The organism is Clostridium neonatale, from assembly GCF_900465025.1.
Lineage (GTDB): Bacteria > Bacillota > Clostridia > Clostridiales > Clostridiaceae > Clostridium > Clostridium neonatale.
Window position 1 is genome coordinate 2386100 of record NZ_UICR01000001.1, and the last position, 21043, is coordinate 2407142.

General features: G+C 26.8%; 18 protein-coding genes. 15 read left to right on the forward strand and 3 right to left on the reverse strand.

Annotated features, from left to right (window positions below; all coding sequences use genetic code 11):
• Positions 1 to 14 precede the first annotated feature (14 nt).
• The 10 genes from CNEONATNEC86_RS10925 (at position 15) to CNEONATNEC86_RS10970 (ending at position 10828) form a co-directional block, all read left to right on the forward strand.
• On the forward strand, positions 15 to 890 hold the full coding sequence (locus tag CNEONATNEC86_RS10925; protein ID WP_159135995.1) for a MurR/RpiR family transcriptional regulator: 876 nt from the start codon (positions 15 to 17) through the stop codon (positions 888 to 890).
• Between the two features lie 93 nt (positions 891 to 983).
• Positions 984 to 1676: a response regulator transcription factor gene (locus CNEONATNEC86_RS10930; RefSeq protein WP_159135996.1), complete on the forward strand. Its 693-nt coding sequence runs from the start codon at positions 984 to 986 to the stop codon at positions 1674 to 1676.
• On the forward strand, positions 1666 to 3042 hold the full coding sequence (locus CNEONATNEC86_RS10935) for a sensor histidine kinase (protein WP_159135997.1): 1377 nt from the start codon (positions 1666 to 1668) through the stop codon (positions 3040 to 3042). Before CNEONATNEC86_RS10930 ends, CNEONATNEC86_RS10935 begins: the two co-directional genes overlap by 11 nt.
• Positions 3043 to 3319: 277 nt before the next feature.
• Positions 3320 to 5665: a glycoside hydrolase family 31 protein gene (locus CNEONATNEC86_RS10940; protein WP_159135998.1), complete on the forward strand. Its 2346-nt coding sequence runs from the start codon at positions 3320 to 3322 to the stop codon at positions 5663 to 5665.
• 216 nt (positions 5666 to 5881) lie between these two features.
• Entirely contained in the window at positions 5882 to 6373 is a 492-nt protein-coding gene (locus CNEONATNEC86_RS10945) for an RNA polymerase sigma factor (RefSeq protein WP_159135999.1), read from the forward strand.
• Positions 6366 to 7391 (forward strand): hypothetical protein, encoded by a 1026-nt coding sequence (locus CNEONATNEC86_RS10950; protein WP_159136000.1) that lies wholly within the window; start codon positions 6366 to 6368, stop codon positions 7389 to 7391. Before CNEONATNEC86_RS10945 ends, CNEONATNEC86_RS10950 begins: the two co-directional genes overlap by 8 nt.
• 312 nt (positions 7392 to 7703) lie before the next feature.
• On the forward strand, positions 7704 to 8477 hold the full coding sequence (locus CNEONATNEC86_RS10955) for a flagellar motor protein (RefSeq protein WP_125149960.1): 774 nt from the start codon (positions 7704 to 7706) through the stop codon (positions 8475 to 8477).
• Positions 8478 to 8494: 17 nt separating this feature from the next.
• A complete protein-coding gene (locus CNEONATNEC86_RS10960) occupies positions 8495 to 9238 on the forward strand; it encodes an OmpA/MotB family protein (RefSeq protein ID WP_125149961.1) in 744 nt (247 codons plus the stop codon).
• Between the two features lie 243 nt (positions 9239 to 9481).
• Positions 9482 to 9967, forward strand: a complete 486-nt coding sequence (locus tag CNEONATNEC86_RS10965) for a sigma-70 family RNA polymerase sigma factor (RefSeq protein WP_159116267.1) — start codon at positions 9482 to 9484, stop codon at positions 9965 to 9967.
• A gap of 3 nt (positions 9968 to 9970) precedes the next feature.
• Positions 9971 to 10828: a DUF3298 and DUF4163 domain-containing protein gene (locus tag CNEONATNEC86_RS10970; RefSeq protein WP_125149963.1), complete on the forward strand. Its 858-nt coding sequence runs from the start codon at positions 9971 to 9973 to the stop codon at positions 10826 to 10828.
• A gap of 243 nt (positions 10829 to 11071) precedes the next feature.
• Here CNEONATNEC86_RS10970 and CNEONATNEC86_RS10975 read toward each other — a convergent pair whose 3' ends face one another.
• Positions 11072 to 11974 carry a LysR family transcriptional regulator gene (locus CNEONATNEC86_RS10975; protein WP_159136001.1) on the reverse strand — a complete coding sequence of 301 codons (903 nt, stop codon included), beginning with the start codon at positions 11972 to 11974 and terminating at the stop codon, positions 11072 to 11074.
• Positions 11975 to 12157: 183 nt separating this feature from the next.
• On the opposite strand from CNEONATNEC86_RS10975, the gene CNEONATNEC86_RS10980 reads away from it, so the two are divergent.
• The 4 genes from CNEONATNEC86_RS10980 (at position 12158) to treR (ending at position 16964) form a co-directional block, all read left to right on the forward strand.
• Positions 12158 to 12847 (forward strand): class I SAM-dependent methyltransferase, encoded by a 690-nt coding sequence (locus tag CNEONATNEC86_RS10980; protein WP_159136002.1) that lies wholly within the window; start codon positions 12158 to 12160, stop codon positions 12845 to 12847.
• Between the two features lie 230 nt (positions 12848 to 13077).
• The gene (treP, locus tag CNEONATNEC86_RS10985) at positions 13078 to 14487 is read left to right on the forward strand and encodes a PTS system trehalose-specific EIIBC component (RefSeq protein ID WP_159116269.1); all 1410 of its coding nucleotides are present in this window, start codon (positions 13078 to 13080) and stop codon (positions 14485 to 14487) included.
• Between the two features lie 72 nt (positions 14488 to 14559).
• Positions 14560 to 16218: an alpha,alpha-phosphotrehalase gene (gene treC / locus CNEONATNEC86_RS10990; protein ID WP_058295262.1), complete on the forward strand. Its 1659-nt coding sequence runs from the start codon at positions 14560 to 14562 to the stop codon at positions 16216 to 16218.
• A gap of 35 nt (positions 16219 to 16253) precedes the next feature.
• Complete coding sequence (treR, locus tag CNEONATNEC86_RS10995; RefSeq protein WP_058295261.1) at positions 16254 to 16964, forward strand: trehalose operon repressor; 711 nt, start codon at positions 16254 to 16256, stop codon at positions 16962 to 16964.
• Between the two features lie 77 nt (positions 16965 to 17041).
• Here the strand turns inward: treR and CNEONATNEC86_RS11000 are convergent, their stop codons facing one another.
• Complete coding sequence (locus CNEONATNEC86_RS11000; protein ID WP_083498776.1) at positions 17042 to 18241, reverse strand: amidase domain-containing protein; 1200 nt, start codon at positions 18239 to 18241, stop codon at positions 17042 to 17044.
• A gap of 32 nt (positions 18242 to 18273) precedes the next feature.
• Positions 18274 to 19182, reverse strand: a complete 909-nt coding sequence (locus tag CNEONATNEC86_RS11005; protein ID WP_243145357.1) for a M15 family metallopeptidase — start codon at positions 19180 to 19182, stop codon at positions 18274 to 18276.
• 512 nt (positions 19183 to 19694) lie between these two features.
• Here CNEONATNEC86_RS11005 and CNEONATNEC86_RS11010 point away from each other — a divergent pair.
• Positions 19695 to 20936 carry a L,D-transpeptidase family protein gene (locus CNEONATNEC86_RS11010; RefSeq protein ID WP_159136003.1) on the forward strand — a complete coding sequence of 414 codons (1242 nt, stop codon included), beginning with the start codon at positions 19695 to 19697 and terminating at the stop codon, positions 20934 to 20936.
• The last annotated feature ends 107 nt before the right edge of the window (positions 20937 to 21043 follow it).

Here is a 21043-nt window from a genome sequence, read left to right on the forward strand (position 1 = left end):
AGAGGTGAAATTAAATGAGTATAATGACCAAATTAGAATTTCAAATGGATTTTTCAGATTCAGAAAAGAAATTATCAGAATATATTTTAAATAAGGGAGATAAGGTCCTTCAAATGTCAGCTAGAGATCTTGCAAATGAGACATATACATCTCCAGCAACTATAGTTAGGCTTTGTAAAAAACTCGGACTCAAAGGATATAGTGATTTTAAAATTAAATATTCAGCAGAACTCCAAGCTGATTTAAACAAAAGTAATCGTATTGATGTAAACTTTCCATTTAATAAAGATGATAGAAAAGAAGAAATAGCCCATAAGATAGCTTTATTAAATAGAGAAGCAATTGAAGATACACTTTACCTAATAGATTATGATAATCTTAATAAAATAGTTGATTTATTATATAAATCTAAAGACATTGATGTTTATGGGCTTGGAAATTCAATGCTTGCAGCTTTAGATTTTGAACATAAAATGATGCGTATAGGAAGAAACATACGAGTAAAAACACTTCCAGGAGAACAGTCATTTCAGGCTTATAATGCTACAAAAAATCATATTTCAATAATACTTTCATATTCAGGAGAAACTCTAGAAATAGTAAATATAGCAAAACTTTTAAAAGAGAAAGAATCAAAAATAATATTAATTACATCAATAGGTGAAAACGAACTTATAAAGTATGCAGACTATATAATTAATATTGGTTCACGTGAAAAAATATTTAGAAAAATTGCACCTTTTTCATCTAAAACATCTATGCAGTATATATTGGATGTGATTTTTTCATGCATATTTCAAAAAGATTATGATAAAAACGTTGAATATAAGGTATCAATGGATAATAAGTATGATCATAGGCATCCACATAGTCCTGTTAATGATGATTAACATAGATTATGTATTTATTTATCAAATCTACATATAAAATTCATAATTATATAATAAACTAGTATAATATAGTAAATTAGGTGAGGTGAAATTATGAATAATATTTTGATTATTGAAGATGAAAGTAGTGTAAGTGAAATACTTAAGGCATATCTTGAAAAAGAAGGATATAAGGTATTCTGCAGTCAAAATGGACTTGATGGCATTGAATTATTTAGAAAAAACAATATTAAGCTTGTTATATTAGATTTAATGCTTCCAGATATTGAAGGTGAAGAAGTATGCAGAATACTTAGAAAAATATCTGATGTATATATTTTTATGTTAACAGCAAAAGTAACTTTAAATGATAAAATCAATGGATTAAGCATTGGATCTGATGAATATTTAACAAAGCCACTAAGCCCAAGAGAGCTTACAGCACCTGTTAATGCATTATTTAGAAGATTAAGAGGCACTAAAAAAGAAGATTTTATATCCATCAATAATGGTTATATGATAATTAATAATGATAAGAGAACCTTTTGTTTAAATAATAAGGAAATAAATTTAACTCCTAATGAATTTGATATATTGTATCTTTTAGCCTCTAATAAAGGTAAAGTATTTACAAGAGAAAATATTATAGAAAGAGTTCTAGGAATAGATTTTGATGGTTCAGATAGGATCATTGATGTTCATATAAAAAATTTGCGTAAGAAAATTGAAATAGATAGTAAAAATCCTAAATACATACTTACAGTTACTAAAATAGGATACAAATTTGGTGAAAAAAATGAAGCATAGTATAAAGAAACACATAAGTATTATTATTATATTTTGCTCTGTAATAGCTGTTTCATTTACTGCAATACTTGTTAATTTAACTATAACAAAAACATTTGATTCATATTTAGAAAATGTAAAAGATAAAAGGAATTCAAGAATAGTAGGATATTTTCAGCAAATATACAGAAGAGATGGAAAATGGGATTCACACTCTGGTGAAGAAATGATGCATGAAGCGTATATGAGTGATTATTGTTTGAGTCTTTTAGATGAAAATGGCAAAGTGGTATGGGAGATGAATCCAAATGATATAAAACATAAAGAACATATACAAAATATAAAGGCTGAAAAAAGAGAAGGAATATATAATACTGAAACATTTAATATAAATATAAATGAAAAAACAGTTGGATATGTTATTATAGGAGACTATTCACCACTTCTACTTTCAGCAGAAGACATGAATTTTAAGTTTCAAGTAAATAAAAGTATATTATTTAGCGGCACAATTACAATTGTTATAGTTATAATAATAAGCCTTATTCTATCAAAGCAATTTTCACGCCCAATTAAAGCCGTTTCTAATACTTCAGTAAATTTATCAAAAGGGAATTATGATTCAAAATTGAATATAGAAAGTGATATAGAAGAAATTGAAAATTTGGTTGTTAGTATAAATTCTTTAGGAAACACTCTTAAAAATCAAGATTCTCTTAGGAAACAGCTTATTTCTGATATTTCTCATGAAATACGAACCCCTTTAAATATTCTTCAAAACAATTTAGAAGCAATGATAGATGGCATAATTCCTATAACTAACGAAAAACTAGTCAATTTGAACGATGAGGTAATACGTTTTGGCAGATTATTAAATAATTTAAATTCATTAAAGGCTATTGAAAGTGAAGATACCGTATTAAATATATCAAATATAAATATTCATGAGCTAATTTCAATAGTAATAAGTGATTTTTTACTACATGCACATGAAAAAAAGATTGAAGTTATTTTGAATAAAGAGGGTAGTGATTTTGATGTCTTGGGTGATTTTGATAAATTAAAGCAAGTGTTTATAAATATTATATCAAACAGTATTAAGTTTACAAATGAAAATGGAAAAATATATATTCTTATAAAAAGTGATGCGGATCATGTAATAATAAAAATAATGGATAATGGGATTGGTATAAAAGAAGAAGATATGCCTTTCATTTTTGAAAGAATGTATAGAGGAGATAAGAGTAGAAATAAAACTAAAGGTAATGGATTAGGACTTAGTATAGTAAAAACTATACTAAACTTACATTCTGCAAGTATTGATGTAAAAAGTAATGAAAATGAAGGAACAGTCTTTAAAATACGCTTGAATAAAAAGTTAGTATGATTTAATACTATCAATACATTTTGTAAAGGCAAAAATTGTGCTACACAATGAGATATTCTTAATTGTGTAGCACAATTTTTTAGTTACAGCTTGTTGAATCAGAGATTTATATTTTTTAGCTACGTTAAACGTTATTTAATTCTAAAGAATTTTATAAAAATGTCAATATAGTGTAATTATTTCTCTTAATATTGTTAGAAATATTAGTAGAATACAGTTATAATATAATCATAGAAAAAAATTACATTAAGATTATGTTTTGAAGGAGTGTTGACTAGTGAATAAATATGGAAAACTAATAGACTATGCTATTAATGATAACGATGTCAAGATAAAATTTGAAAAACAAGATGTTTCAATAAAAATAATAAAATCCGATATAATTAATTTTTTCGTACCATTTTTTAGAAACGAAAGAAATTCAAAAGCAGTTGAAAATTTAAAAAAGTATACTATAAAATTTGAAGTAGAAAAATCAAACGATTTTCTTAAAATAAAGACAGAAAAGCTAATAATAGATATTTTTGATAACTTTCTTGTAAATATCTATGATATAGAAGGAAACATATTATGTGCTGATTATAAGGGGGAGTATAAGCCATTTAAAAGACGTAGTGGCGATTTTTCTTTAGCTGAAGCAGAAGGACATAATATAAATAGTGAAAATGAATATAAAGTTTATGTATCAAAAAAAATGGAAGATAATATGTATTTCTATGGTCTTGGTGAAAAGACAGGTCATTTAAATAAAAAATCATACCACTATGTAAATTGGAATACAGATAATCCAAGTCCACATGGTGAGACTTTTGATAGACTTTATAAGTCTATACCATTTTTAATTTCAATAAAAGATACAACTGCCTTTGGTATTTTTTTTGATAACCATTTTAAAACATATTTTGATATGGGACATGATAATAAGGAGTACTATTATTTTGCAGCTGATGATGGAAATTTAGATTACTACTTTATTTATGGACCAGAAGTTAAAAAAGTAGTTGAAGGATATACTAAACTTACGGGAACAGTTCCACTTCCTCAACTTTGGACTCTTGGATATCAGCAATGCAGATGGTCATATGAAAATGAGGAAAGACTTATGGAAATAGCTAATAATTTTAGAGAGAGAGGCATCCCATGCGATACTTTATATTTAGATATAGATTACATGGATGGCTATAGAGTATTTACATGGGATAAAAATAAATTTAAAGATCCAAGTGGTCTTCTTAAAAGATTAAGAGATATGGGATTTAAAGTAGTAACTATAATCGACCCAGGTGTAAAAGTAGACACAGAATACAATATATACAAAGATGGGCTTGAAAATGGTTATTTTGCAAAAGATAATGAAGGAATAACTTATAGAAATGAAGTATGGCCTGGCACATCTGTATTTCCAGATTTCTTAAATTCAAATGTTAGAAAATGGTGGGCTAAAAATCAAAAAATAATGATGGATAATGGCGTTAGTGGAATTTGGAATGATATGAATGAACCAGCAAGTTTTAATGGACCTCTTCCAGATGATGTTATGTTTGATAATGATGGTATACCTGTAATGCATAAAGAAGCTCACAATGTTTATGCTCATTTTATGGATAAAGCAACTTATGAAGGAATAAAATGTGAGACCGGAAAGAGACCTTTTATAGTTACTAGAGCATGCTATTCTGGTACTCAAAAATATTCTACAGTATGGACTGGGGATAATGTAAGTACATGGGAGCATTTAAGAATGTCTATTCCAATGCTTATGAATTTAGGGCTTTCAGGCTTTGGCTTTTGTGGAACTGATGTAGGAGGATTTGGACATGATGCATCAGCTGAACTTCTTCAAAGATGGGTACAAGTAGGTGCATTTACACCACTTTTTAGAAATCATTCTGCAATGGGAACAAGAGACCAAGAACCATGGGCATTTGATGAGTTAACTGAAGAAATAAATAAAAAATATATTAAGCTTCGTTATAAATTAATTCCGTATTTATATGACTTAATGTGGAGCATGAGTAAAAACGGTGCTCCAGTTATCAGACCATTATTATTTAATTATCAAAATGATAAAAACACATATGAAATAAATGATGAATTTATGTGTGGGGATAACATATTAGTTGCACCAGTAGTTGAACAAGGCAAGAAAGCTCGAATGGTATATTTGCCTTATGGTGACAACTGGATAGATTATTGGACTAAAGAAGAATTTGAAGGAGGCTCATATATAATAAAAGAAACACCAATAGATGTTTGTCCTATATATGTTAAAGCAGGAGCTGTTATTGCAACTTCAGAAGAACAAAATTATATTGGTGAAAAAGTTTATGAGAAAATGATATTTGAAGTATTCTTAGGAAGCAAAGAAAGTAAGAGCAAATATTATCATTACCTAGATGATGGGGAATCATTTAAATATCAAATAGGAGAATATAATGCTTACAAGATTAAAGTATCTGTAGATGATAATGTTGAAATAAAAGTTAAAACATTAGAAAAAGGATATAATGATAAATTAAGAGAAATGGAATTTAGAATCCACAATTTAAATAATAAAAAAGTAATAATTAATGGACAAAATAAAAAAATTAGTGATAATAATATTATAACTATTAATTTATAATATTGTAGTATTTTTAAAGCTAATTAAGTAATAAAAATATTCAATACTAAAAAATTAGTATTGAATATTTTTTTATTTAAAGTGCAACATTTTCCACTGGTAGGTTGTATTATAATTGGAAAAATAATTATTAAATACGTATTTTATATAATTTCATAGATATAATATTTAAATTAGGACTATTCATATTGTTGAGTAGATGAAAGGATGAGCTTTATGAATGATGTTTCATTGCGTACGGATGAAATTATTTCTAAAGATTTAGAAACTTATGGAAACACATTGTATAGACTTGCATATTCATATATGAAAAATATGCATGATGCAGAGGATATAGTTCAAGAAGTTTTTATACAATTATTAAAAAATATCGATATATTTGAAAATAATGATCATAAAAAATCATGGCTTATTTGTGTTACGCGAAATATTTGCAAAAATAAACTTAAGTCTTCATGGTTTAAGAAAAAAGAAGAGTTGATAGAAATGCCATATTATGATGAGTACAAAGATACTACTGTTCTCGATACTGTTATGAAGCTGCCAGTAAAATATAGAGAAATAATATTTTTGTATTATTATGAAGGATATAAGACAGCAGAAATATCAGAAATAACAAACCAAAAAGAATCAACGGTACGCTCATTATTACATAGAGCAAGAAATATTCTAAAAAAAACATTAAAGGAGGAATATGATTTTGAGTAAGAAGTACAAAGAACAAATGGATTCAGTTTTCATGAGTGAAGAAGTAAAAAATAGAATATTACATAATACTATTAATTCGGACAAGCAATTTGTAATTAAGAAAAATAATAAAAATAGATTATATAAAAGATCCATGGGAACACTTGTAGCTTGCCTAAGTATATTGATATGCATAAATTTAAGAGGATTTTTCTTAAAGATATTTGGTCTTGAAAATAATAAAAATACTAAGAATATAGAAATGAAGCACAATGAAGACTTAAATAATAATACAGAAAAGACAAATGCAGATAGTAAAGACTTAAATAAAAATACTAAGAAAGATACTATAAAAAATGAAAGCAATTCTCCTTCAAATGTTAAAAATGAAGATATAAAAAATAATGATAAATCTAATTCACCTTTGATTAAAAATTCAGATTCAAAAAATAATATTATAGAAATACCTGAAAAAGAAATTAGTGAAGCAAATGAATCTTTAAATGAAAATATTGAAAAACATGATAATAATAAGGAAACTGCAAAGAGTAAGGAAGTTGATACTTCTGAAAATAGTTCAGAAAAAAATGATGAAATATCTGTAGCTTCATATGATGCAGGATTAGAAAGAAGTATGTTAAAAGAAGAAGATTCTAATATTAAACAGGTAAATACAATAGAAGATGCTGAAAATGAAGTTGGATTTAAATTTAAAACGCTAAAAAATATTCCAGAAGGATTTAATATTGACAATATAAGCGTCATTTCTAACAATACAGTAAAAATAGATTATAAAACTGCTGAAAATGAACTAACTTTTACAATTGAAAATAATGCAGAAAATAAACCTGAAGAATATACTATATATCCATTTGAAAAGAAGATTAATATAAATGAAATAAGTGTAGCTGTAAAAGGATATGATAATAATTTAATTAATGAATCTAGTTGGACTGATGAAAATGCCTCATATTCTATTTATAGTCCAAATGGCATTAACGAAAATGATTTAATTGATATGATTAAGAGTATTAACTAAATGAACTATATGTTCATCTAATGGTTATAATTTTAAAAGTATAAAATTATAATTACTTATATATTATTCTAATAAAAATGAAGTATATGATGATTTAATATCAGTAATTTCATATGCTTCATTTTTGTTATTTAATGTTAATAAGCTTAGAAAAAACTAATATTTTATAACAATCACCTTAAAAATTTAACTTATTTAACAAAAGTTTAACATCTCTTTAACAATACTCCGATGAATAAAGTGCTATTATCAATTGAATGAAAATATTTAAATTTTTATTAAAACATTGTAAGGTATAAAGGAGGAGATAATATGGATATTATTATCATATTAAGTTTGTTATTTGCATTCGGAAGTTTAATTTGTGGGTTTATGTTGGAAGGTGGATCGCCAGCAGCATTGATTCAGATTTCGGCATTGATTATTGTTTTTGGAGGAACTTTTGGAGCAGTTGGGGTTTCGTGTTCTAGTAAAGTAGTAAAAAAATTTTTCAAGATCATGGGAATTGCTTTTAAAAAAAGAAATATCGATATAAAACAAAAAATAGAATATTTTCATAATCTATCTATAAAAACTAGAAAAGAAGGTTTATTATCACTTGAAGCAGAATCTACAAAGCCAGAGTTAGATCCTTTTATAAAAGTAGGATTACAACTGGTTACTGATGGTGTGGAATTAACAGAGCTAAGAAGCATATTAGAAACTAAGATAGAGCAAACATCTGAGCGTCATCAGTCAGGAATAGACATGTTTACTGCTGCGGGTGGATATGCTCCTACAATGGGTATAATAGGTACAGTTATGGGACTTGTACTAGTTGTTAGTAATTTAAGCGACCCAACAGTTTTAGGGCCTAAAATAGCATCTGCATTTATGGCTACATTATATGGAATATCATCAGCAAATTTACTATGGTTACCTGTAGCAAATAAACTAAAGGTATATGATAGGGAAGAAATAATTGAAAGAGAATTATGTTTGGAAGCAATATGCCTCTTACAACAAGGAATAAACCCTAATGTACTTGTAAGCAAACTACAAACTTTCTTAACAGATATAGAAGCAAATAAATTTAATATACAGTAGTTTAGAGGGGTGTTTTTATGAAAAAAAAAGAAGAAAAGCCTGAAAATAGTGAACGATGGCTACTAACATATTCAGATTTAATAACATTACTTATGGCACTTTTCGTTATACTGTACGCATCATCTAATGTTGATAGTAAAAAATATAAGCAACTATCAGATTCTTTTAGACAAGCATTTTATGTAAGTGGAATATTCGAAAATTCTGGACCAAAAGGAGAAGATGTAATAGAAGGTGAGAGTGGCCCAGTTGTTGATAGCAATTTAGGAGAAGAGACTGAGGAAGAAAAACTAGAAGATGTTAAAGCACAAGTTGATAAAATTGTAGAAAACTCTGACCTTAAAGGAAGAATAACTACAGCAATTGAAGAAAGAGGACTTAGTATAAGTTTTAGTGATAATGTATTTTTTGATACTGGACAAGCTATACTTAAAGAAGATTTTAAGAATGATTTAATGTCAATATCAAAGGTATTAAATGAAATGGACAATTATATAAGAATCGAAGGGCATACTGATAATGTAATTATAAGTAATGAACTTTATCATTCAAACTGGCAGTTATCATCAATTAGAGCATCAAATGTTGCTGAATTTTTAGTTAGTGATGGAAATATAAATCCAAACAGAGTATCAGCAGTAGGTTATGGAGAATATAGACCATTACAATCAAATGACAGTGAAGATGGTAGAGCGCAAAATAGGAGAGTTGATATTGTTATATTGAATAGTAAATATAATGTATCAGAAACTAATGGTTAAAGAGTATTAATTTTATTTATAATGACTTATAAAAAAATATATATTATAAAAAACAAGCAGACTATATATAGGTTTGCTTGTTTTTTTATTCTAAATTAATATAAATATATAATAAAAAAATTTTATATAATTCAAACTTTTTTTAATAGTTATTTATCTATATAGTATAAACACTATATAAAATATGGTGCCAATTTATATAGCTAAATAATTATATTTATCAAAAGAGGAGGGGTAACTAAAATGAAAAATGATAATTACGAAAAGGTAGTACATTATATCTTAAATAATCAAGATAAGTTTTACCGTTTAGCTTATAGTTATACTAAGAATAAAGATTCATCACTTGATATAGTTCAGAATGCAGTTTGCATAGCCTTAGAAAAATATAATACTATAAAAAATATAGACTATATTAAAACATGGTTTTATAGGGTATTAGTTAATGAATGTTTAGCGTATATAAAGAAAGCTCAAAAGGAGCTTTTATACGAAAAAGAGAATGTAAAAAAAGATATATATCATGAGGAAGCTTATGATAAAGGAATTGAATTATATAATGCAATAGATAAATTATCAGAAGACATAAAAACAGTTATAATGCTTCATTATTATGAAGAAATGACTTTAAAAGAAATATCTGAAATAACAGATACAAATTTAAATACTGTGAAAACGCGATTATATTCTGGATTAAAAAAACTAAAACTTCTAGTTAAGGAGGTATGATTTATGAATGAATTAAAAGATGCAAAGAAAATATATGAATCCATTGAAATTCCTAATGAATTAAGTTTGATTATAGACAAATGCATAAAAAATGAAGAAGGAAAAAATAAGGTGGTCCCAATGAAAAAGAAGAACTATATAAAGTATTTAACAACCATTGCAGCAGCATTCGTATTAGCAATATTAATAGGAGTAAATACTAGTGAAGTATTTGCAGATACAATGCAAAATATACCTATTATAGGAAATGTAATGAAAGTATTAACAGTACGTTCATATGAAGATAAAAATAAAGATAGGAACATAAAAGTTGAAGTTCCAGCAATAGATTCAGAAAAAGCTAAAGATGTTAATAGTTTAATACAAGAAAAAATAGACAGCTATGTAAAAGAAGCTGATGAAAGAATACAAGAATATAAAAAGGCTTTCATAGCAACTGGCGGGACAGAAGAAGAATTTGCTAAGCATAACATAAAGGTTAATGTTGGATATGATGTAAAGTATCAAGATGAAGATATTGTTTCATTTGTAATAACAGGTACAGAAAGCTGGGTTAGTGCATATGGATTAAATAATTACTATAACTTAGATATAAAAAATAATAAAGAACTTACACTAAAAGATATTCTTGGTGATAACTATATAGAGATTGCAAATGAAAGCATAAAAAAACAAATGAAGGAAAAAAGTGAGGCAGATCCGAATATTGTGTATTTTTCTGAAGAAAAAGGAGGCTTCACTTCTATTGATGAAAATACAAAGTTTTACTTAAATTCATCAAAAAATCCTGTAATTGTATTTGATAAGTATGAAGTTGCACCTGGATTTATGGGAATGCAAGAATTTGAAATAACAAAATAAAAGAATAGATTTAATACTACTAATAAAAATATATCTGCTAATTAATATAAAGTTGTATTTAATCCAGAAAAAATCATTATTTCAGATCAGTTTGAAGTAGAAGTTAATTTAGATTTTAAAAAAAGATTTTATAAAAAATAAGAAATGCTTAAATATTTATAAATTTAAGCATTTCTTATTTTCTATGTAATTACTTATATTTTATAAATTTATCAAATTCTAAAGATATTTGAATTATTCAACTTATATTAAAAAGTTAAAACAGTTATTAGACAAACAATCCCAAAAACTTTGTGCTGCTAAAGATAAAGAAAAATTTTTATTTGAAATCATAATTATATGTCTTTTAGGAAGCGGAGGAAGTGAATCAATTTTCACTAATGCACCTGTCTTAACCTCTTTAGAGACAAATTCTTCAATGGTACATGAAACGCCTAAGTTTAATTTGGTAAGCTCAATTAATAAATCCATATTGTCAATTTCCATTGTAGGATTCAATTCTACAGAATTTATTTTAAAGAAACTATCTAAATACATTCTCGAAATATTATGTTTTTCTAATAAAGTAAGTGATGATAATTTAGCTAAATCGTTAAATGTATTAATATTCTTATATTCTGAAAATTCTGGACCAGAGACAAATATATCATGAATTTCATATAATCTTTTATAATTAAATTTCTCATATGATACTAAATTGCTTACTATTCCAATGTCTATTATATTGTTTTCAATTAATTTTAATGTTTCTTGAGCACTTTTGTTTATTATAATTATTTTTATATTAGGATATAAACTTATAAAATTCTTTAATCTTGGAACTAAATAATGTTTTCCAAGAGTAGTACTGACGCCAATTTTTATATTTCCAGTTTCTCGAGTTTTTAATTTATCAATTAATTTTTCACCATCATTTAAGCTTGTTAAAGCTTTTTCTACATATTCTAAGAGATATGCTCCTTCTTTTGTTAAGGCAACACCTCGTGAATTGCGGTAAAACAGTTTTATAGAAAGCATTTCTTCAAGTTTTTTAATACTTTTACTAACTGCAGGCTGACTTATAAAAAGCTTGTCAGCTGCCTCAGAGATATTGTGGCATTTTGCAACTGTATAGAAAATTTTATAGTATTCTAAATTAATGTTCATATAAGGCTCCCTCACATTATAATGTATAACCATAAGTTATACATTATATGAATTATTGATATTTCTATTATACCAATAATATGTATAAGATTGTATTAATGACTAATAATGAGTATGAAAAATCATATAAAACATTTAGACGAACTAACTAAATTAACGCTTATGCAGAAAGGTATTTAAAATGTGAATATAATTGATAATAAAACCGCACATAATTCAAAAGAATATGATAGAAATATATATAAAACAATTCAATATTATGAATTGTTTTATAAAGAAACTATTGATTTAGTACAATCATATAAGAATGACTGTGAAATATGGCTTGATACAGGATGTGGTACAGGTAATTTTGTAGAAATTGCAAATAATATATTTAAGAATACTAAATTTATTTTAAGTGATTGCAATGATAATATGATTAATATAGCAAAGAATAAATTAAAAAATTTTTCTGATAGAATTGAAGTTATATCAGGATGTTCTTCTGAAAATTTAAAAAATACTATAAATAGATGTGTTGATGTAGTTACAGCAATTCAAGTACACCATTATTTAAATCGGCAGAGATGTGAAGAAGCAACTAAAAATTGTTATGAAATATTGAAAAAGGGAGGGATATATATAACCTTTGAAAATATTAAACCATTAAGTGATAAAGGAATTGAAATAGGGTTAAATAGGTGGGCTGAATGTCAGCTAAATTCTGGAAGGAGTAAAGAGATAGTTGAGAATCACAAAAAGCGATTTGATAAAGCATATTATCCTATTACTATATTAGATCATATAGCCTTATTAAGGAAAGCTGGATTTAAATATTGCGAAGTATTTTTTGTTTCACAAATTCAGGCTGGATTTTATGCAATAAAATAAGCATTAATAATACAAGTTTATAAAATTATATATGTTTAATAAATAATAAAAGAATAAGAGGATTGATCTTATTCTTTTATTATTTAAAGTTTTGAAAATACTTAGTATTAGGCTTTATAAAAAAAATTTAAATTAAAAAAAGTTTTATGAAAACATTGACAATACATATACGTATAAGTTATTATGTATTTACAACATATACGTATATGTAAAAGAAGGGGGAGAAGGTTATGATAAATTATAACAATGATGTTAAACAATTATTAGAGTATATCGGTGGAAAAGAAAATATAGGTGCAGTATCTCACTGTGCGACAAGAATGAGATTTGTATTAAATAACACTTCTTTAGCTGATGAAGATAAAATTAAAGCAATAAAGTCTGTTAAAGGTACATTTACTCAAGCAGGACAATTTCAAGTTATTATAGGGAACGATGTAGCCAATTTTTATAACGAGTTCACAAAAGTTGCAGGCGTAGAAGGAGTTAGTAAAGAGAGTGTTAAGGATGCTGCTAAATCAAATATGAACTTCATTCAAAAAGTTATGGCTAATATAGCAGAAATATTTGCACCATTAATACCAGCAATAATCGTTGGAGGTCTTATATTAGGATTTAGAAATATAATTGGTGAAATCAAAATGTTTGAAGATGGCACAAAAACATTGATAGAAATATCTCAATTTTGGGCAGGAGTTCATAGCTTTTTATGGTTAATAGGAGAAGCCATATTTCACTTCTTACCTGTAGGAATAACATGGGCTGTAACAAAAAAGATGGGGACAACACAAATACTTGGTATAGTTCTTGGTATTACTTTAGTATCACCCCAGCTTTTAAATGCTTATTCAGTTGCAGGTGCAGAAAGCATTCCTTATTGGGATTTTGGCTTTGCAAAAGTAAATATGATTGGATATCAAGCACAAGTAATACCAGCAATTCTTGCAGGCTTTGTATTAGTATATCTTGAAAGAGCTGTTAGAAAAATAGTACCTGATTCTATTTCAATGATTTTAGTTCCATTTCTAGCATTAGTGCCAACTGTATTAATAGCTCATGTTGTACTTGGACCTATAGGTTGGGCAATAGGAGCATGGGTTTCTAAAATTGTTTATGGTGGACTAACTTCATCATTTGGAAGTATATTTGCAGCAGTATTTGGGTTCCTTTATGCACCACTTGTTATAACAGGATTACACCATATGACTAATGCAATAGATCTTCAACTCATGGCTGAATTTGGTGGGACATCTTTATGGCCAATGATTGCTTTGTCAAATATCGCTCAAGGTTCAGCAGTTTTAGCAATGATTTATCTTCAAAGAAAAAATGAAGAAGCAAAACAGATTTCAATTCCAGCATGTATTTCAGCATATTTAGGTGTAACTGAACCAGCTTTATTTGGTATAAATCTTAAATATAGATTTCCATTTCTAGCAGGAATGACAGGTTCAGCGGTAGCAGCAATTGTATCAGTTTCAAGTGGAGTTATGGCAAATTCAATTGGGGTTGGAGGTATTCCAGGAATTCTTTCAATTCAACCTAAACATATGTTAATGTTTGCTATATGCATGATAATAGCAATAGTTGTCCCTTTTATATTAACAGTAGTATTAGGTAAGAAAAAATTAGTTGAATAAAAAATAATATAAGTTAACAGTATTTAATCCAAATTAATATTAACTATAAATTTAAAAGGAGGAATTTGCAGTATGAAAGACTTTAAAAAAAGTACTGTATATCAAATATATCCTAAATCATTTAATGATTCAAATGGAGATGGAATTGGAGATTTAAACGGAGTAATTGAAAAGCTAGATTATTTAAGCGAATTAGGTATTGATTATATTTGGCTTACTCCTTTTTTCGTATCACCACAGATTGATAATGGATATGATATAGAAGATTATTATAATATAGATCCTATTTTTGGAACAATTGATGATTTTGACAATCTTGTATTAGAGTGCAAAAAAAGAAATATTGAAATAATGCTTGATATGGTATTTAATCATACATCAACAAAACACAAGTGGTTTAAAAATGCACTTAATGGAGATCAAAAATATAAAGATTTTTATATTTTTAAAAAAGGTATTAATGGAAAGGAGCCAACTAACTGGCAATCAAAATTCGGTGGTAGTGCATGGGAATACGTAGAAAAATTTAATGAATATTATTTACATTTATTTGATAGGACACAAGGAGATTTAAACTGGGAAAATGAAGAAGTAAGAAATGAGATATATAAAATCGTTACTTTTTGGATTAATAAGGGAGTTAAAGGATTTCGTTTAGATGTTGTAAATCTCATTTCAAAACCAGAAAAATTTGAAAATGATCAGATTGGAGATGGAAGAAGATTTTATACGGATGGGCCTAAAATTCATAAATATTTGAAAGAATTAAACAAAAATACATTTGGTAAATATGAGGACATAGTAACAGTAGGAGAAATGTCTTCAACATCAATTGAGAGTTGCATAAAGTATACAAATCCTAAAGAAAAGGAACTGTCAATGGTCTTCAATTTCCACCATTTAAAAGTCGATTATGATAAAGGTGATAAATGGACATTAATGGATTTTGACTTTAAAAAATTGAAATCACTTTTTAAATCTTGGCAAGAAGAGATGGAGAAAGGAAATGGATGGAACGCACTGTTTTGGTGCAACCATGACCAGCCAAGAATAGTATCTAGATTTGGGAACACTGATAAATATCATAAAGAAAGTGCAAAGATGCTTGCAACTACAATGTATATGATGAGAGGAACACCTTATGTTTACCAAGGAGAAGAAATTGGAATGACTAATCCAGACTTTGATTCAATAGAGCAATATAGAGATGTGGAATCAAAAAATTATTTTAAAATCTTACAAAAATCAGGAATTGACGATTCCAAAATATATAGAATATTGAATAGTAAATCAAGAGATAATTCTAGAACTCCAATGCAATGGGATGATAGTAAAAATGCTGGATTTTCAGGTGCAGACCCATGGATACCTGTAGGTAAATCTTATAAATCAATAAATGTAGAAACAGCGCTTAAAGATAAAAATTCTATTTTCTATCATTATAAAAAACTTATAAAGTTAAGAAAAGAATATGATGTTATTTCATACGGATCGTTTAAAATAATTCTAGAAAATCATGATAAAGTGTTGGCTTATACTAGAAAATTAGAAAATACCGAACTTGTAATACTTAATAATTTTTACAGTGAAAATACTGAAGTAATTTTGGATGAAAGTGTAACATTTGATAATAGCAAAATATTGCTGTCTAATTATAGTGACAGTATAAATCTTCAGAAAAAAATTATTCTTAGACCATATGAATCTGTAGTATATATTCTTGAGAAATAATACGATAATATGTTAAAATGTTTTTGGTGATGTAAATGGCTAGTAAGTATTTTAGCATATATAATGAAATAGCAAATAAGATTGAAAATGGAATATATCAAGCAAATGATGAAGTTTCTTCTGAAAGCGAATTAATGAAAGAGTATAATGTATCAAGAGATACTGCAAGAAAAGCACTAATATTACTTGAGGAAAATGGTTATATTCAAAAAATTAAAGGAAAACGTTCGTGCGTATTGGATATAAATAAATTTGATTTTCCAGTATCAGGGGTCATTAGTTTTAAGGAAATTGCGCAAAAGATGGGTAAAACTTACACTATAGTGGATGAATTAAGTTGCATTATTCCAAATGATCGTATATTGAATAAATTAGAATTATCTCCAACAGATAAAGTATGGAGAATAATTAGATCTAGAGTAATAGACGATGAAAGAGTTATATTAGATAAAGATTATTTGGTTGAAAAATATGTTGAAAATATTACAGAAGAGATTTGTAAAGATTCAATATATGCTTATGTAGAAGGGGAATTAGGACTTAAAATTGCATATGCAAAAAAGGAAATAACAGTTCAATTTGCTACAGAAGAAGATAAAAAATATTTAGATTTGAAAAAATTTGATATGGTTGTAGTTGTAAAAAGCTATACGTATTTAGATGATACAAGTTTATTTCAATATACCGAATCTAGACATAGACCAGATAAATTTAAATTTGTTGACTTTGCACGAAGAAAAAAATAAGTATAGAGGACTCTTAACTAAACAAGAATATAGTTTAAGTTAAGAGTCTTTTTATTAATGTACATAAATCGTAATTGTTAGAAGTGAACTCTAATAAGCCAAAATCTTATATTCTTATCGCTCCAACCTAAATCCCAAGGGACATCGTTTCTATCAGTGTTATGACATGTAACAAGTGAATATCCTTTAGAATCAGCACCAGTAACTACAGAAATGTGCGTAATATCGCCTTTCTTTTCATATGCTACAAAATCTCCAGGAAGAAGCTTATATGAAGCTTTATAAACGTCATTATAACTGCCTTTAGCTATAACCGAAGCTCTACCACTATAGAGCATGTAATTTGTGAATTTATCAGCATTTACCCAAGGTGTAGTAGCACATCGTTTTTGTTTATCATAATTCCAAGCTCCAGTATATTTAAATTTTCCACCTTCATGAAGAATTTGAGAGGCAAAGTTAGCACAGTCGCCTCCATCACTGTTAAAATTTTTATATTCTTTATTGTATTTATAGAATTCTTCTTTATTTTCTGAAACTCCACAATATTCTTTTGCATATTTTATAGCATCTTTTCTTCTTTCATCGATGTTACTTAAATCTCTATATTCCTGTGTAGCTATATATTCTCTAATAGAACCTGCTTTAATATTATCTAAGCATAATGAATCGGCAAAAGGGTCCTTATACCATTCTTTTGTTATTATCCATTCACCATTACTTTTAGAAAGTGATATACAGTGATAAGTACCTATTCTAGATATATTTTCAACACTTGGATCATCCATATAAGCATACTTATAAGCAGTATTACAAAATATAGAAAAAGTAGCTTTATCATCTTTAACTTTTGAATTTTTACTTATAACTATAGTAGGAGATATATCAATGAATTTAACACCTTGCTTTTCAGCCCAGTTATTTATATACTTTACTTTTCTTTCCTCATATTCATAAGCCCATTGGCCATATTTTGTACTTGTATCGTATAAACAGCATATACAATCTAAATCTTGATTTAAGATTGCCTTACTTTTTACTAAAAAAATATTTTCTATAAATGTATTTAGTTCTTCATTTTTGCAATCACAGTTATCTTTTTCACAATTATCAGAGCCTTGTTCATTATTAATAAGAAAGCTATCTAACTTACAAGGTTCATTAGAATTTATAGAAAAGGTATTTATATATTCTTTATTATTAAAATAAAATATAGCTATTATAGTAATAAACAGTATAAAAAGTGATATGATTTTTTTAAATTTAGGCTCAAACATACTTACAACCTCTTTCTTATTAGTAATAGTGCTTATTCTAAAGCGTTTTCAATGATTTCTATACATTTTTTTGTATATTCATCATCTGTAGGTGCACCCTCATACCACTTATTATTTTCATCATATTCAGAAAAAAATTTAGCTTTCAAAATTATTTCAGGTCTATATTCAAAATGTAATATATCAAAATATCCCCATTTTCCACCCCATATAAAATTATTTTTTTCAAATACTTTAACTAATTCCTCAGGATATTCATTTATGCGTTTCTCTCCATTTTCTTTAGAACTCCATTTCCAATAATCTTTTTTATCACTTTTTAGGTCTATAGCAATTCCAAAACTATGAGGACTTAATCTATTAGTGCCTGAAATAAGTCTATAATTGAATGTTCCGCTACCAGGATAAAGAATATTTGAAATTTTACCATCAGTTTTTGAAAGTTCTAAAAGTTCTTTTAAAGCATTATCAAGTGCAATATTAGCGCTATTGCAGCTGTTAAACTGATAATTTGCATATCCACATTTTAAATTGACTAAATTTTTCTCTATTTTTTGCTTGCTGTTTCCATACACCTCTTCTAAAAGTGCATAGTTTCTACATCTTCCTGGATTAAAATCTTTATCCATTAATACTGTATTTTTATTTAATGGATAATACTCTTCTAGTACATCCTGAAGATCAGAATTCGCAAATTTTTCTTCCTGTGTTTTTTCTAATTTATCATCATATAGGATCTTCTTTCCAGATTTAAAAACACAATATATTTTATTATCTTCTTTTTCTATGTTTGTTATGTGTTTTGGATATGAAAGCATTAAAATTAAAAGATCCTGTTTTGCTTCTACATTATAATTTTTCTTAACATCTGAATATGATGGACTTATATTTATATTAAAAATAATTAAAAAAGTCATTAAAAATAATATAATCTTTTTTATGTTAACCACCACCTTTAAAAATCATTATTTTAGTGATAGTTTAACCTTTTATCTAACAAATATGTGATTGGTAAAAATCAGATATATTTTGAAAATTAATTAAATACTAAGAAAATAATAGGTATAATTAAAATATTTATAAATTGTGTTTGTCAGTGAATTTAAAATACCAAGAATAATGACTATAACCTAAAAAGAAATAATTTCATGTGATAATAGATATCCTATTGGCACAATTGGAAGACAACAAAAAGATTATGTTACTTTTAACTTCTTCTGTCTTCAAAAACATACATATACACTATTGGTTAAAAATAGATTCTAATGTTATAATATTAACGTAATTACAATTTTGAAAATATATATTGTTTTTTAATAAAATAACAGTATAATATACTTATATGGTAATCATTGTAAAATATAAATATGTAATTACTTTTATACTTATGTTAAAAGGAGGCTGTACAAAGAATAAAATGTTAAAAAACAATACGTGATAGGGGGGCTTTAAGATGACATATGAATCATTTAAAAGCAGCAAAATTTTTAAAAGTCTTATGATTTTTTCTTGTACTTTATTTATTGTATGTTTTGCTTTAACGAGTAAAGGGACAATCGCTTTAGCTAAGACACTTGATTCAACAAATTTTGAAGATTATACTTTGACACTTGAAGAAAGAGGAGATTATAAAGAAAAACTTGTAGGATCAGATTTTAATTTAAAATTTGATGAAGAAAATAAAGTAGCATATTTTAATGAAAATCTTCTTAAAGAATGTGTAAATAATTTAAATTGCGTTAATCAAAAAGTGCTTATAAAGGCACAAAATGCCCGATTTGAATATGAAAATAACAAGTATGTTATAGTTAAAGAAGTTCAAGGTAATGAAGTAGTGAAAGACTATTTATATGAAAAAATAGTTAATGCAATTAAAAATGGAGACAAGACTTTAAATCTAGAAGAAGAGGGATGTTATATATTACCTACACTCACAAGTGATTCAGAAAGTATGAAATCAACTCTAGCATTACTAAATAAGTATGCTTCTACTAAAATAACATATAATTTTGCAGGTAAAACTAAATATGTAGATGGTTCTGTAATAAAAGACTGGATTTCAGTTGATGGAAATAATAATGTTACAATTAACGAAAGCAGAGTAAAAGGCTTTGTTGACTACATGGCATATATATATTCTACAGAACTTGGAAAAACAATTGTAGTGTCTGGCGGTAGCAATGGAAATAATAATAGCTGGTCTATAGATAGTGCAGCCGAAACAAAAGCTTTAATCAATCACATTAAATATGGACAAGTATTATCTAAACACCCAGCATACAAGCAAAATGCATCTGGATCTTATTTTAGCAATGTAGGAAATACTTTTGTAGAAGTAGATATAACAAAACAACATATTTGGTATTATAAAAATGGGTATTTAGTAACTCAAGGTGATATAGTTACAGGAAACTTATCAGTATCAGGATGTGCAACTCCAACCGGAGTATACTCACTTAATTTTAAGCAAAGAGACACTAAGCTTATTGGACAAGATTATGAATCACCAGTAAGTTATTGGATGCCATTTATAGGCAATAGCATAGGTCTTCATGATGCAAGCTGGAGATGGCAATTTGGTGGTGAGATTTATAAAACAAATGGATCACATGGATGTGTAAATTTACCTTATAATGTTGCTCAAACAATATATGACAATATATTACCAGGAACTAAAATATTAGTACATTATTAATATTTTGTGAAACTGTAATCAGATTACTTAAAAGTTTTTCTGATTACAGTTTTTTTATTTTAATCAATTTTGTAAAACACGTTATTTATTATACAGTAAAACGTTTA

Coding starts and splice junctions, on each gene's coding strand:
- CNEONATNEC86_RS10970 (WP_125149963.1), top strand. CDS start 9,971: ATGAATGAATTAAAAGATGCAAAGAAAATATATGAATCCATTGAAATT.
- CNEONATNEC86_RS10975 (WP_159136001.1), bottom strand. CDS start 11,974: ATGAACATTAATTTAGAATACTATAAAATTTTCTATACAGTTGCAAAA.
- treR (WP_058295261.1), top strand. CDS start 16,254: ATGGCTAGTAAGTATTTTAGCATATATAATGAAATAGCAAATAAGATT.
- CNEONATNEC86_RS10935 (WP_159135997.1), top strand. CDS start 1,666: ATGAAGCATAGTATAAAGAAACACATAAGTATTATTATTATATTTTGC.
- CNEONATNEC86_RS11010 (WP_159136003.1), top strand. CDS start 19,695: ATGACATATGAATCATTTAAAAGCAGCAAAATTTTTAAAAGTCTTATG.
- CNEONATNEC86_RS10965 (WP_159116267.1), top strand. CDS start 9,482: ATGAAAAATGATAATTACGAAAAGGTAGTACATTATATCTTAAATAAT.
- CNEONATNEC86_RS10960 (WP_125149961.1), top strand. CDS start 8,495: ATGAAAAAAAAAGAAGAAAAGCCTGAAAATAGTGAACGATGGCTACTA.
- CNEONATNEC86_RS10945 (WP_159135999.1), top strand. CDS start 5,882: ATGAATGATGTTTCATTGCGTACGGATGAAATTATTTCTAAAGATTTA.
- CNEONATNEC86_RS10930 (WP_159135996.1), top strand. CDS start 984: ATGAATAATATTTTGATTATTGAAGATGAAAGTAGTGTAAGTGAAATA.
- treC (WP_058295262.1), top strand. CDS start 14,560: ATGAAAGACTTTAAAAAAAGTACTGTATATCAAATATATCCTAAATCA.
- CNEONATNEC86_RS11000 (WP_083498776.1), bottom strand. CDS start 18,241: ATGTTTGAGCCTAAATTTAAAAAAATCATATCACTTTTTATACTGTTT.
- treP (WP_159116269.1), top strand. CDS start 13,078: ATGATAAATTATAACAATGATGTTAAACAATTATTAGAGTATATCGGT.
- CNEONATNEC86_RS10925 (WP_159135995.1), top strand. CDS start 15: ATGAGTATAATGACCAAATTAGAATTTCAAATGGATTTTTCAGATTCA.
- CNEONATNEC86_RS10955 (WP_125149960.1), top strand. CDS start 7,704: ATGGATATTATTATCATATTAAGTTTGTTATTTGCATTCGGAAGTTTA.